The sequence below is a fragment of the Pseudomonas sp. FP198 genome (assembly GCF_030687895.1).
Lineage (GTDB): Bacteria > Pseudomonadota > Gammaproteobacteria > Pseudomonadales > Pseudomonadaceae > Aquipseudomonas.
This window is the reverse complement of record NZ_CP117452.1, coordinates 4,044,675-4,056,907: the sequence shown is the minus strand read 5'-3', so window position 1 is coordinate 4,056,907 and position 12,233 is coordinate 4,044,675. Positions and strand designations below refer to the sequence as shown.

The following is a 12,233-nucleotide window of genomic DNA, read 5'->3' as shown; positions in this document are numbered from 1 at the left end:
GCCTTCCAGCCCAAACTGCACGACCAGGAGAATGTTATGACTGCCGACTCGCCTGTTCCCGACGACGATGAAACCCCGGAATATCCGTTGCCTTCGCCCACCGATTCATTGAGCCGCGATCAGCGTCCACCTGATGACGATGCTGGAGTAGAGCAGGTGCCCAGCGAAGATGAGGATGTCGAGGCGGCGCCGGACGATCCCGACATTGCCGGTGACGATGCCTCCGGCAAGCCAAGCTGAAGAGCAGTTCCGTCCGTCTGGTTTTCGGCACCATCGGTCAATGATGGTTGCCACACATCAGGTAGCTATCTGAAAAGGAGACTTACCATGATGAAGCCAAACATGACCGCGCTGGCGTTGGCCGGGATTCTGTCGGCCAGCCCGTTGGCGGCTTTCGCCCAATCCGACGGCGCGCCCGTGGACAAAGGCGGAATGCCGCCCTCTACCCAGATGGACGCCGGCTCCACCACCGAGAAAACCGGTAACGCCCTGCCACCCGGTTCCGTGGGGGGAGGCAATGGCGGCGACGCCAGCGGCAGCAGCACCAGCCCGGGAACCGGGGGTGGCTCCACCAGCGGTGGCAGCACGATGGGCGGCGGTTCTTCCGGCTCAAGTAGTGGAACCGGTAGCAGCAGCAGTAGCGGTGGCAGCTCCAGCGGCGGCGGATCGGGCTCCGGCTCAGGCGGCTCCGGCGGCTAACGCATGACCCTCTGCTGATCATTTCAATCTGTTCGTGGCGAGGGAGCTTGCTCCCGCTGGGCACCAAGCGCCCCTGAAACGTAGTCAACTGCCGCCCGGCCAAGGCGCGGCCGATCCCTCGCCACCCCCTTGAAAATTTCCCATTGCCTGCGCCAAGCACGGCTCGTTATTCTGCTGAATCCTTTAAGGCGAACACGCTGCGCTGGCCGCACCTGAGCCATCCCTGGAATGTTGTGTTGATAACGGATCAGATGCGATGAATGCACCGCTGAAAAAGTTTGGACCGATCAAGGCTGTGATTTTTGATATGGATGGCCTGCTGCTGGATACCGAAGGTATCTACACCGAGGTCACCTCCATCATCGCCGAGCGCTACGGGCGCACGTTCGACTGGAGCGTCAAGCAGAACATCATCGGGCGCGGCGCCGGGGACCTGGCGCGCTACGTGGTGCAAGCGCTGGAGCTGCCGATCACCCCGGAGGAATTTCTGGTGATCCGTGAACCGCTCATGCGTGAACGTTTCCCCCACGCCCTGGCGATGCCCGGCGCGGAGGAATTGGTGCGGCATCTCAAAGCCCATGACGTGCCGATTGCGGTGGGGACCAGTTCGTCGCGTCAGTCGTTCGAGCTGAAAACCACCCTGCACCGGGATTGGTTCGCGCTGTTCGACTTCATTGTTACCGCCGATGACCCCGAAGTCGGAGCGGCGAAACCGGCGCCGGATATCTTCCTCACCGCCGCCCGGCGCCTGGGTGTCGCGCCGGCGGATTGCCTGGTCTTCGAGGATTCCCCGTTTGGTGTGACGGCGGCGAAGGCGGCAGGCATGACGGCTATTGCGATTCCCGACTCGGCCATGGCTGACGAAAAGTACAGCCATGCCGACGCCATTATCCGTTCGCTCAAGCTGTTCCAGCCAAGCCTGTGCGGTTTGCCGGAACTGGAATGGGCCTGAAAAAGGGCTGCTGCGCCCGAAAGCGTCGGAGCAGCCCAGCGGGAGCAGGCGCCCTCACGACATGGGTCAGGCGCCGAAGCCACCGTCGATCGTCAGGCTGGCCCCGGTGATATAGGCGGCTTCCGGACCCGCGAGGTAGGCGACGAAGCTGGCAATTTCTTCCACCGTGCCATAACGGCCTACCGCCATGAGATCCATCAGGCTGGAGGCGAAATCGCTATCCGCCGGGTTCATGTCAGTGTCCACCGGGCCGGGCTGTACATTGTTGACGGTGATGCCGCGCGGGCCCAGGTCGCGGGCCAGGCCTTTGGTCAGGCCCACCAGCGCGGATTTGCTCATGGCGTAGGTGGCGCCGCCAGCGAAGGGCATGCGGTCGGCATTGGTGCTGCCGATATTGATGACCCGGCCCCCTTCGCTCATATGCCGTGCGGCTGCCTGAGTGGCGACAAATACGCTGCGCACGTTGATGGCGAGGGTCTGGTCAAAATCTTCCAGCTTGAACTCATCCAGCGGCCCCATGGCCAGCACGCCCGCGTTGTTGACCAGGATGTCCAACCGGCCAAACGCCTCGACGGTGGCGGCGACGGCGTTACGCACGGCGTCGGCGTCGGCACTGTCTGCCTTGATCGCCAGGGCCTTGCCACCTGCTGCGATGATACTCTCCTGCAATTCTTCAGACTTGGCGCCGGAGCTGACATAGGTGAAGGCCACGGCCGCGCCTTCAGCGGCAAGGCGTTTGACGATGGCGGCGCCGATGCCGCGGGAACCGCCTTGGATCAAGGCGACTTTACCGTTCAGTGCTGGGGTACTCATGATGTTCTCCAAAGTGTGCCGGGGCGAGATGCCGCGGTTGATGGGGGGAGTATCCAGACTAGTCGATCCCCTGTGTAGGCCAACATTGTTATAGGCTGTGTAAACCAAAAGTTTATAGTGGGCGTCATGGAGACTTTCAGCAGTATCGAATGTTTTGTCCGCAGTGCCGAGGTCGGCAGCTTCGCCGAGGCCGCACGCCGCTTGAGCCTGACCCCGGCGGCGGTAGGCAAAAGCGTCGCCAAGCTTGAAGCGCGCCTGGGCGTTCGGCTATTCCAGCGCAGCACTCGACGCCTGGCCTTGACCGAGGCCGGCCAACTGTTCCTGCGGGAAGTGGGCAGCAGTTTTAATACCATCCAGAACGCCGTCGCCAACCTGGCCAGCGCCGGCGGGCAGCCAGCCGGCACGCTGAAGGTGAGCATGGGCACGGCGTTCGGCCGGTTGTATATCGTGCCGTTGCTGGGGGAGTTTTTACGCCGATACCCGGCCATCAATCCGGACTGGCATTTCGATAATCGCCAAGTCGATCTGATCGGCCAGGGTTTCGATGCAGCCATCGGCGGTGGGTTCGAATTACCCCAAGGCGTCGTGGCGCGCAAATTGACGGTGGCCCATCGGGTGCTGGTTGCGTCCGGACAGTACCTGCAAAACCATGCCGCCGTCGTTGAGCCGCAGGATCTGGGGCGACATCAGGGAATCCTGATCCGCTCACCGCAGACAGGGCGTATCCGTTCCTGGCAACTGACCAGCCGCAACCGCGAACACAGCCCGCTGACACTCAAGGCAGGGATGACTATGAGTGACTCGGAAGCCGCCTGTATCACCGCAGCCCAGGGGCTGGGCATTGCCCTGGTGAGCATGCCGTTTGCCGTGCCGTTCCTGGACAGTGGCGCACTGCAGCGAGTGCTGCCGGACTGGTACGTCGACGACGGCAACATCTCGATCTACTACGCAGAGCACAAACTGCTGCCGGGCAAGACCCGGGCGTTCGTGGATTTCATCATCGAGCAGTTTGCCGAGCAGGGGCTGGCGCAGCGGTTCAGTGCTGTTTGAGCCTGGCAGGGAGTCGAGTCGCCCTCATTCGCGAGCAGGCTCGCTCCCACACTGGATCCGCGACAGCCGCAGATTTCACGGTTCACATAAAACCCCTGTGGGAGCGAGCCTGCTCGCGAAAGGGGCAATGCACTCTAAAGCTGCAAACTCACCGCCCAAACCGCCCCGGCCAGCCAATGATGGTCTTCGGTCGCGGCGTCGCATAAGTGCGCACTTTCGACGTGGACAACCCCAGCCGCACCAGCGACTCGGCAATCGTCACCGCCGCGGTCACGCCATCGACCACAGGCACTCCGGTGCGTTGACGAATCTGCTCATCCAGCCCGGCCATGCCGCCGCAACCCAGGCAGATCACTTCGGCCTTGTCCTGGCTGACGGCGAGTTCCGCCTGATGGACGATGGCATCAACCGCCCGCTGCGGATCCTGCTCAAGTTCCAGCACCGCCAGGCCACTGGCCCGGACTGAAGCGCAGCGCTCGAACAGGCCGGAAAGCTTGAGCCGGTCCTCGATCAGCGGCACCGTGCGGTCCAAGGTGGTGACGACCGAGTAGGCATGACCAAGAAACATGGCCGTGCTGGCGCCGGCGTCGGTGATGTCCACCACTGGCACGTTGAGCAGTTCCTGCAATCCTTCCCGACCGTGTTCGCCGTAGCCCGCCTGGATCACCGCGTCGAACGGCTGGTCATAGGACATCACCCGGTCCATCACGGCGATGGCGGCCAGGTAGCTTTCAAAATTGCCTTCGATCGAGTCAGCCCCGAAATACGGCGTCAGCCCGATGATTTCGGTGCCCGGCGCGGCAACGGCCTGGGCCTGGCGCGCGATGGACTGAGTGATGGACTCGGTGGTGTTGACGTTGACGATGAGAATTCGCATGAGTGGTCCTTTTTGCAGCGTAACGGTAAACGGCCCGAATCCCCGGGCCTTTGGAACAATCAATGGCTGACGTTATCCACGGCAATGGACTCACCGCTGACGTCCTCGTAATGCCCCTCGCGCTTGGCAACGATCAGGTACAGCAGCCCTGCAATCGAAGCGCCAATCAGCCAGGAGAACGGAGAAATACTGTCGAAACCGGGCACCAGCGCCAGGACAATCGCGATCAGCGCCGCTGGAATGAATGCCGCTACCGCCCGCAGGTTGACCCCGTTGCTGTAGAAATACGCACCGTTCGGGTCCTCGCTGTAGAGTTGCGGCACGTTGATGCGGCCTTTTCGCAGCAACCAGTAGTCGACCATGATCACGCCGTACAGCGGCCCGAGCAGGGCGCCGAGTCCGGAGAGGAAATACACGATCACCAGCGGGCTGTTGTAGAGGTTCCATGGCAGGATCAGCACGGCGATGGCGGCGCTGATCAGCCCGGCACGACGGAAGTTCAGGTACCTGGGCGCCAGGTTGCTGAGGACGAAGGCCGGAGCGACGAAGTTGGCCATGATGTTCACCGCCACGGTGACGATCAGGAACGCCAGGCAACCGAGCACCAGGAAAAAGGTGTTGGGGATCGAGGCGATGACCTGGGTCGGGCTCTCGAGGACCTGGCCATTGATCTGGAACTGTGCACCGCACAACAGGATGGTGATGGCGGCAAATACCAGAATATTCACCGGCAGGCCCCAGAAATTTCCGACGACGATCGTCCGTCGGCACGGCGAGGAGCGAGCGAAATCGCAAAAGTTGAGGATCAACGTGCCATAGATCGCCAGCCACAACGCACCACCGGCGAATATGTTGCGCCACATCTCACCGCCGGCCAGCGGCTCGCGGATCGACCAGGCAATCGTCGCACCGGCCTGGAAGTACATCCAACCGGCCAACGCCGCGACGGTCACCAGGATGACCGGGCCGGCAAAGCCTTCATAGCGCCGCACGGTTTCCATGCCATAGGCCAGGATCATCAGTTGCACGAACCAGATGGCGACGAAGCATACCCAGCCCAGGCTCGACAGCCCGAGGATCGAGTTCTGGTCATAATCGGCGAAGCCCGGATGAATCGCCACCAGCAGCACCCGAAACACCACGGACGCCAGGTAAGTCTGGATACCAAACCAGGCAATTGCGATGACGGCCCTGATCAGTGCGGGAATCTGCGCACCGTGTATGCCAAAGCTGATCCGGCTGATGACAGGAAACGGCACGCCGGTCTCCTGCCCCATATAGCCGGACAGATTCATGAAGCCGTACACCAGCGCCGCGCCGATCCCCAGCGACAGCAGAATCTGCCAACCGCCCAGGCCCAAGGCATACAGGCCGATGGCGAATGAATAATTGGCAATGTTATGCACGTCGTTGGTCCACAGGGCGAAAATGCTATAGCGGCCCCAGCGTCGCCCTTCGGCTTTGGTTGGCGCGAGGTCCTTGTTGTGTAGCCTTGGACTCAAGGTGAGAGGCGCTGCGGGTTGTTCATCCAGGGCAGCGGTTGGGGAGGGCAGATCCAGCGCGATATTATTGGAAAGACTTGTACGCATTCCGGCAGGCTCCTGACTCTCAGGCCACGATGACTGTGCTTGAGCGCGAGGCTCGGCAGATCTTCGTCGCGGCGGTGAGCATCATTGGTTACGGGGCATCTGCAGCCTGTACGGGATAGGGCGCTTCAGGCTTGCGGATCGAAAAGTGTGTGTATGTTTTGATCTTGTTGTATACAAAACACTTGTCGAGTTAAGCCAGATGTATGCCACTTGCGAGTCTAGCTTTAGCGTCGTTAATTTCGTTTTGTTATGTATGACGGATAAATCACTGAAATGCCGAAAGTTAAAACTGACCGTTCGAACAGGTATTTATTTTATGGGTCGAGCGTCAGCGGGAAGGAAAGCAGGCAGCGCGCAAGGGTGCCTGTAACTTTTAGGGGCATTAAAACGAGAGGTGCACACAAAAATGCCACCTGAGGTGACATTTTTGTGTACATGACTGCGGCGGGATCAGACGGTCTTGGATTTGGCGATGATATTGCCAGCGTGCAGCCCGCATTCTTTTTGCGTGGCTTCTTCCCACCACCAGCGGCCTTCGCGCTCGTGCTGGTTCGGCAGGACAGGGCGGGTGCAGGGTTCGCAGCCGATGCTGATGAAACCGCGCTCATGCAGGCTGTTATAGGGCAGTTCCAGCATGCGGATATAACCCCAGACTTCCTCGCTGGTCATCTGCGACAACGGGTTGAATTTGTACAGCGTGCGCTCCGGCGTGGAGAACGCCGTGTCGATTTCCAGCACGGCCACCTGGCTGCGGGTACCCGGGCTCTGGTCGCGGCGCTGACCGGTAGCCCAAGCGCGGACATCGGTCAGTTTGCGGCGCAGCGGCTCGATCTTGCGGATGCCACAGCACTCCCCGTGACCGTCTTTGTAGAAGCTGAACAGGCCTTTTTCCTTCACGAAAGGGTCCAGTTTCGTATGGTCGGGCGAGATCAGTTCGATATCGATCTTGTAATGCTCGCGCACTTGTTCAATGAAACGATAGGTTTCCGGGTGCAGGCGTCCGGTGTCGAGGCTGAACACCTTGACGTTCTTGTTCAGTTTCCAAGCCATGTCCACCAGCACGACGTCTTCAGCGCCACTGAAGGATATCCACAGCTCGTCGCCGAATTCGGCGAAGGCCAGCTTGAGGATGTCCTGCGGGGACTTGTTGGCATAGGTCGTGGCGAGTTCCACGACATCAAACGATGGGCTCATCAGGGCGGTTTCCTACAGGTCGGTGGCGCTGGGCGCTCTATATGGGGCTGATGGTAACAAAAGCTGCCGGGGCTGGCGCGCTCCTGTGCGTTGCGCGGGCTTCGGCGAATGGCTAGAGTCGGCAGTCCTTTTGTTCGCTCAACCGATAAACATCAAAAAATGGGAGTGTCTTGTGGAAATTGCCTGTCTCGACCTGGAAGGTGTGCTGGTCCCGGAGATCTGGATCGCCTTCGCTGAAAAAACCGGGATTGACTCCCTCAGGGCAACCACTCGGGACATTCCCGACTACGACGTGCTGATGAAGCAACGGTTGCGCATCCTTGATGAGCATGGCCTCAAGCTCTCCGACATCGAGGAAGTCATCGCGACGCTCAAGCCGCTGGACGGCGCCATCGAATTCGTCGACTGGCTGCGCGAGCGCTTCCAGGTGGTGATTCTTTCCGACACGTTCTACGAATTTTCCCAGCCGCTGATGCGTCAGTTGGGCTTCCCGACGCTGCTCTGCCATCGTCTGGTTACCGACGGCAGCGGACGGGTGACCGGCTATCAATTGCGTCAGAAAGATCCGAAGCGCCAGTCGGTCCTGGCCTTCAAGAGTTTGTACTACCGGGTAATTGCCGCCGGGGATTCGTACAACGACACGACGATGCTGGGCGAAGCCGATGCCGGGATTCTGTTCCATGCGCCGGAAAACGTGATTCGTGAATTCCCGCAGTTTCCGGCGGTGCATACGTTTGCCGAGTTGAAGCAGGAGTTCATCAAGGCCTCGAACCGCCCCCTGAGCCTGTAAACCCAACCTCAATGTGGGAGCGAGCCTGCTCGCGAATGCGGTATGTCAGTCGCCATCAATGTTGGCTGAACCAGCGCTTTCGCGAGCAGGCTCGCTCCCACAGGGTTATGTGTCAGGTCCGGGGGATTGCTCAGAGGTTCTGCAAGGTTTCCAGCAAGACCTTCACCTTGGTCATCGACTCCTGATACTCCGCCTGCCAATCCGAGTCCGCGACGATCCCGCCGCCACCCCAGCAACATACCTGCCCGTCCTTGACCAGCAAGCTGCGGATGGCGATGGAGCTGTCCATCTCCCCGCGCACATCGAGGTACAACAACGAGCCGCAATACAGCCCGCGTCGGGTCGGTTCGAGCTCGTCGATGATCTGCATGGCACGGATCTTCGGCGCGCCGGTGATCGAGCCGCCAGGAAAGCTGTCGGCGATCAGGTCCAGTGCGTCCTTGTCGTCCGCCAGTTCGCCAGTCACGCTGCTGACCAGGTGATGGACGTTCGGGTAGCTTTCCAGGCTGAATAATTCCGGCACCCGCACCGAGCCGATGCGGCAGGTGCGGCCCAGGTCGTTGCGCAGCAAGTCGACGATCATCAGGTTCTCGGCACGGTCCTTGGGGCTAGCCAGCAGCTCGGCGGCGTGGGCCGCGTCGTCTTCGGGCGTCGTGCCGCGAGGGCGGGTGCCCTTGATCGGACGGGTTTCGACGTGACCTTCACTGACCTGGACGAAGCGTTCGGGCGACAGGCTCAGCACCGCACCGCCCTCCGGCAGGCTCTGGAAGCCGGAAAACGGCGTCGGGCAAGCCGCCCGCAGCGCCTGGTAAGCGGCCCATGCATCGCCCTGGCACGGCGCGCGAAAGCGTTGGGCAAAGTTGACCTGATAACAGTCGCCGGCCTGGATATACGCCTGGATACGCTCGAATGCCTGTCGATAGGCCGCAGCGTCGAGATCGGGCGCCATCGGGCCGTCCAGACTGAACGAGGAGATAGGCACTGCGGTTAGCTGGCTGAACAGCTCGATCAAGCGTTGGCGTTGGTTTTCGCCGCAATGGGGATGGAAGACCAATTGGCTGGTGCGGGTCTGGTGATCGGTGACCAGTGCCCAGTCGTACACGCCAAAACGCGCGTCCGGCAGTTGCAGATCGTCCTTGGCGCAGGACGGCAGGGCTTCGAGGCGTCGGCCGAAGTCATAACTCAAATAACCGATCAGGCCACCGGCGAAGGGCAATTGCACGGTGTCTGGCAATTCGGCGTGGCCCAGTTGCGTCAGCTGTATCCGAAGACGGTGGAGGAAATCGCTGCCACTTTCGTGCGGCAATACCGCCAGTTGCTTCAGCGGCCAGGCGCTGAGCAAGTCATAACGCCCGCGCTCGGCGCTCGGCCGGCCACTGTCGAGCAGCACGCTGCCGGGGGCATGACGGATCGCCGCGAAATACGCGGCGGGGTTGGCGCGGTAGGGCAGAGGGTGTACGAAGCAGGTTGGCATGGGCGGGGCGGGTCGGCCGTTCAGGCGGGGTGGCGATTGTAATCCCCTGTAGGATTTGCTCCTAGGGGGATGTCGGTATTGAACACGTCTGAAGCTTCAATGAGACCCGTGGCGAGGGAGCTTGCTCCCGCTGGGCTGCGAAGCGGCCCCTGGGCAGTTGAGCGCGATCATTCTGATGCACCGAGGTGCTGGGCTTTGGGGTTGCTGCGCAACCCAGCGGGAGCAAGCTCCCTCGCCACAGGGTTCAGCCTTCAGCTGCGGTTTTCATCCTCAGCTTCAACCCTCAACCGGCGGAATATGCCCGAACAATTCCTGGGCAAACGCCACGCGCTCTTCCACGGTTTCGGTGACGCCCCTGGCCTTGAGCTCTTCCAGGCGTGCTTCCACGGCGTGGGTGCGCAGGGTCAGGCCGCAGTCGTTGGCGATCTGGATGTTCAGCCCTGGGCGGGCGTTCAGTTCCAGGATCAACGGGCCTTTTTCCTGGTCCAGCACCATGTCCACGCCGATGTAGCCCAGTCCGCACAGTTCGTAGCACCCGGCGGCCAGTTTCATGAAGCCGTCCCAGTAGGGCAGTTGCACGCCGTCCACCGCGTTGGTGGTATCGGGGTGCTTGGTGATGATGTTGTTCAGCCAGGTACCGCGCAGGGTCAGGCCGGTGGCGAGGTCGACGCCGACGCCGATGGCGCCCTGGTGCAGGTTGGCCTTGCCGCCGGACTGGCGGGTCGGCAAGCGCAGCATGGCCATCACCGGGTAGCCCATCAGCACGATGATGCGGATATCCGGTACGCCTTCGTAGCTGATGCTCTTGAAGATCTGGTCCGGCGTCACGCGGTACTCGATCAGCGCCCGGTCACGGTGCCCGCCGAGGGAATACAGGCCGGTGAGGATGCTGGAGATGTGATGCTCGATTTCCTCGTGGCTGATGATCTTCCCGGACACGGTTCGATAGCGGCCCTCGAAGCGGTCGGCAATAACGATGATGCCGTCACCGCCGGCGCCCTGGGCCGGCTTGATGACGAAGTCGGTGCGTCCGCCGATGATCCCGTCGAGCTTGTCGATTTCCTTCTCGGTGGAGATAACCCCGTACAGCTCCGGCACGTGAATGCCAGCGGCGATGGCCCGTTCCTTGGTGATGATCTTGTCATCGACGATGGGGTACAGGCTGCGCTTGTTGTACTTGAGCACATAATCGGCGTTACGCCGGTTGATGCCCATGATGCCCCGGGCTTCCAGGGCCTTCCAGGTCTTCCAGAGGCCGAACATCAGGAGTCAGCCTTGACGAAGGCCTTGAACCGCACCAGCTCGGTCAGACGGTAGCCGCGATAACGACCCATGGCCAGCATGAAGCCCACCAGGATCAGCAGGATCGCCGGGAACGTGAACACGAAATACACCAGCTCCGGCACGCTCATGATCAGGTGCGCCAGGGACGCGGCGAACAGCGTACCGATGGCGACTTTCATCGCATGGCCGGCGCCGCGCTCTTCCCAGGTGATGGACAGGCGTTCGATGGTCATGGTCAGGATCACCATCGGGAACAATGCCACCGACAGGCCACGCTCCAGGCCCAGTTTATGGCTGAACAGACTGATGGCGGCGATCAGCACGACGACGAACGTCAGCACTACCGAGAGCCTCGGCAGCATTTGCAGCTTGAGGTGCTCCAGGTAGGAGCGCAGCGACAGGCCCAGGGTAGTGATCACCGTAAACAGGATGATCCCGAAGCCCAGCTGGGTTTCGCGGAAGGCCAGGGCGATCAGCACCGGGGTGAACGTCCCGAGGGTCTGCAGGCCGATCAGGTTGCGCAACACCAGGATCACCAGCACGCCGATCGGGATCATCACCATGATCATGAAGGTTTGCTGGGTTTGCAGCGGCAGGCCGTAGAGCGAGTATTCGAGGAAGTTGGCGTCGGTGTTCTCGTCCGTCAGCTTGGCCAGGCGAATGGCGTTCATTTCGCTGTTGTTCATGCTGAACGTGACGGTGGCTTTCTTGCCGCCATCGACGGTGATCAGGTTTTCATCGCCGGTCCACCACAGCAGGCGGTCGGTGGGCAGGCCTTGCTCGCCGGTGTCGGGGTTGAAGTACAGCCAGTCGGTGCCGTTGAAGCTGCGCAGCCACAGCTCGGGCGTCTGCGGCTGGTCGGCCACCAGGCGGATGGTGTGGACCTTCTCGACCGGCACGTGGGCAATGGACAGTACCAGTTCGACGATTCTGGCCTTGTTGCTCGAAGACGGGTCGCCGGCCAGCAACAGCTTGACGTTGTCGTCGTTGAGGTTGTTGACCCGCTTGATGGCTTCGCTGATGAACGTTTCGACGTCGGCCGAGTGCTGGCGGATCGGTGCCAGCAGCGCTTCGGCGGCGAGTTTTTCCGGCCCTTCGACGGCGATGCTGTCGCGGAAGGTCGGGCCCTTGACCTTGGTTTTCTCGGCGCTGTAGCGCTTGGTCAGCACCAGGCGGTAATAAAGGGTCTGGTTGCCCTTGGCGCGCCGGGCCGACCACGTCACCTTGCGGTTGCCGTCGACGCGGTTCACCGCTACGCCGTAATTGTTGGAGATGAAGCTCTCGTTGAGGCTGACGTAGTCGCGGCTCAGGGGCGGCACGAACATCTGGATCTTCACCGGATCCTTGGCGTTGGGCACGAACTCGACCTTGGCATCGATATTCCACAGGTCATCGGTGGCGTCTTCGGTCACCGGGATGCCGAGCACGAAAATCTGATAGGCCGTCACTGACAGGCCCAGCACCACCAGGATGGCGATCAGCATTTTCAGATGGAGGGTAAGGGAGCGCAT

At 61.3% G+C, this 12,233-nt stretch carries 12 protein-coding genes; 5 read left to right on the top strand and 7 right to left on the bottom strand.

Annotation, left to right across the window (positions count from 1 at the left end; genetic code table 11):
- Positions 1-36 precede the first annotated feature (36 nt).
- The 3 genes from PSH78_RS18340 (at position 37) to PSH78_RS18330 (ending at position 1,651) form a co-directional block, all read left to right on the top strand.
- A complete protein-coding gene (locus PSH78_RS18340) occupies positions 37-240 on the top strand; it encodes a hypothetical protein (protein WP_305495998.1) in 204 nt (67 codons plus the stop codon).
- Positions 241-327: 87 nt separating this feature from the next.
- Positions 328-699, top strand: coding sequence for a hypothetical protein (locus tag PSH78_RS18335; RefSeq protein ID WP_305495997.1), 372 nt, complete (start codon positions 328-330; stop codon positions 697-699).
- 256 nt (positions 700-955) lie between these two features.
- Entirely contained in the window at positions 956-1,651 is a 696-nt protein-coding gene (locus tag PSH78_RS18330; RefSeq protein ID WP_305495996.1) for an HAD-IA family hydrolase, read from the top strand.
- A 66-nt stretch (positions 1,652-1,717) separates the two neighbouring features.
- On the opposite strand, the gene PSH78_RS18325 is transcribed toward PSH78_RS18330, so the two are convergent.
- Entirely contained in the window at positions 1,718-2,464 is a 747-nt protein-coding gene (locus PSH78_RS18325) for a 3-oxoacyl-ACP reductase family protein (protein ID WP_305495995.1), read from the bottom strand.
- Positions 2,465-2,590: 126 nt separating this feature from the next.
- Between PSH78_RS18325 and PSH78_RS18320 the strand changes: the two genes are divergently transcribed.
- A complete protein-coding gene (locus tag PSH78_RS18320; RefSeq protein WP_305495994.1) occupies positions 2,591-3,514 on the top strand; it encodes a LysR family transcriptional regulator in 924 nt (307 codons plus the stop codon).
- Positions 3,515-3,662: 148 nt separating this feature from the next.
- Here PSH78_RS18320 and PSH78_RS18315 read toward each other — a convergent pair whose 3' ends face one another.
- From PSH78_RS18315 to PSH78_RS18305, 3 genes are all read right to left on the bottom strand, one after another.
- Positions 3,663-4,391 (bottom strand): aspartate/glutamate racemase family protein, encoded by a 729-nt coding sequence (locus tag PSH78_RS18315; protein ID WP_305495993.1) that lies wholly within the window; start codon positions 4,389-4,391, stop codon positions 3,663-3,665.
- A 59-nt stretch (positions 4,392-4,450) separates the two neighbouring features.
- Complete coding sequence (locus PSH78_RS18310) at positions 4,451-5,980, bottom strand: NCS1 family nucleobase:cation symporter-1 (RefSeq protein WP_305495992.1); 1,530 nt, start codon at positions 5,978-5,980, stop codon at positions 4,451-4,453.
- A gap of 450 nt (positions 5,981-6,430) precedes the next feature.
- Entirely contained in the window at positions 6,431-7,174 is a 744-nt protein-coding gene (locus PSH78_RS18305; protein ID WP_305495991.1) for a phosphoadenylyl-sulfate reductase, read from the bottom strand.
- Between the two features lie 172 nt (positions 7,175-7,346).
- Between PSH78_RS18305 and thrH the strand changes: the two genes are divergently transcribed.
- Positions 7,347-7,964 (top strand): bifunctional phosphoserine phosphatase/homoserine phosphotransferase ThrH, encoded by a 618-nt coding sequence (gene thrH / locus PSH78_RS18300; RefSeq protein WP_305495990.1) that lies wholly within the window; start codon positions 7,347-7,349, stop codon positions 7,962-7,964.
- 130 nt (positions 7,965-8,094) lie between these two features.
- On the opposite strand, the gene pabB is transcribed toward thrH, so the two are convergent.
- From pabB to PSH78_RS18285, 3 genes are all read right to left on the bottom strand, one after another.
- Positions 8,095-9,438, bottom strand: a complete 1,344-nt coding sequence (gene pabB, locus PSH78_RS18295; RefSeq protein ID WP_305495989.1) for an aminodeoxychorismate synthase component I — start codon at positions 9,436-9,438, stop codon at positions 8,095-8,097.
- A 276-nt stretch (positions 9,439-9,714) separates the two neighbouring features.
- Positions 9,715-10,701: an alpha-L-glutamate ligase-like protein gene (locus PSH78_RS18290; RefSeq protein ID WP_305495988.1), complete on the bottom strand. Its 987-nt coding sequence runs from the start codon at positions 10,699-10,701 to the stop codon at positions 9,715-9,717.
- Positions 10,701-12,233: an inactive transglutaminase family protein gene (locus PSH78_RS18285; protein ID WP_039593717.1), complete on the bottom strand. Its 1,533-nt coding sequence runs from the start codon at positions 12,231-12,233 to the stop codon at positions 10,701-10,703. The genes PSH78_RS18290 and PSH78_RS18285 overlap by 1 nt, the downstream gene beginning before the upstream one ends.

Coding starts and splice junctions, on each gene's coding strand:
- PSH78_RS18310 (WP_305495992.1), bottom strand. CDS start 5,980: ATGCGTACAAGTCTTTCCAATAATATCGCGCTGGATCTGCCCTCCCCA.
- PSH78_RS18325 (WP_305495995.1), bottom strand. CDS start 2,464: ATGAGTACCCCAGCACTGAACGGTAAAGTCGCCTTGATCCAAGGCGGT.
- PSH78_RS18285 (WP_039593717.1), bottom strand. CDS start 12,233: ATGCGCTCCCTTACCCTCCATCTGAAAATGCTGATCGCCATCCTGGTG.
- PSH78_RS18330 (WP_305495996.1), top strand. CDS start 956: ATGAATGCACCGCTGAAAAAGTTTGGACCGATCAAGGCTGTGATTTTT.
- pabB (WP_305495989.1), bottom strand. CDS start 9,438: ATGCCAACCTGCTTCGTACACCCTCTGCCCTACCGCGCCAACCCCGCC.
- PSH78_RS18305 (WP_305495991.1), bottom strand. CDS start 7,174: ATGAGCCCATCGTTTGATGTCGTGGAACTCGCCACGACCTATGCCAAC.
- PSH78_RS18320 (WP_305495994.1), top strand. CDS start 2,591: ATGGAGACTTTCAGCAGTATCGAATGTTTTGTCCGCAGTGCCGAGGTC.
- PSH78_RS18335 (WP_305495997.1), top strand. CDS start 328: ATGATGAAGCCAAACATGACCGCGCTGGCGTTGGCCGGGATTCTGTCG.
- PSH78_RS18315 (WP_305495993.1), bottom strand. CDS start 4,391: ATGCGAATTCTCATCGTCAACGTCAACACCACCGAGTCCATCACTCAG.
- PSH78_RS18290 (WP_305495988.1), bottom strand. CDS start 10,701: ATGTTCGGCCTCTGGAAGACCTGGAAGGCCCTGGAAGCCCGGGGCATC.
- PSH78_RS18340 (WP_305495998.1), top strand. CDS start 37: ATGACTGCCGACTCGCCTGTTCCCGACGACGATGAAACCCCGGAATAT.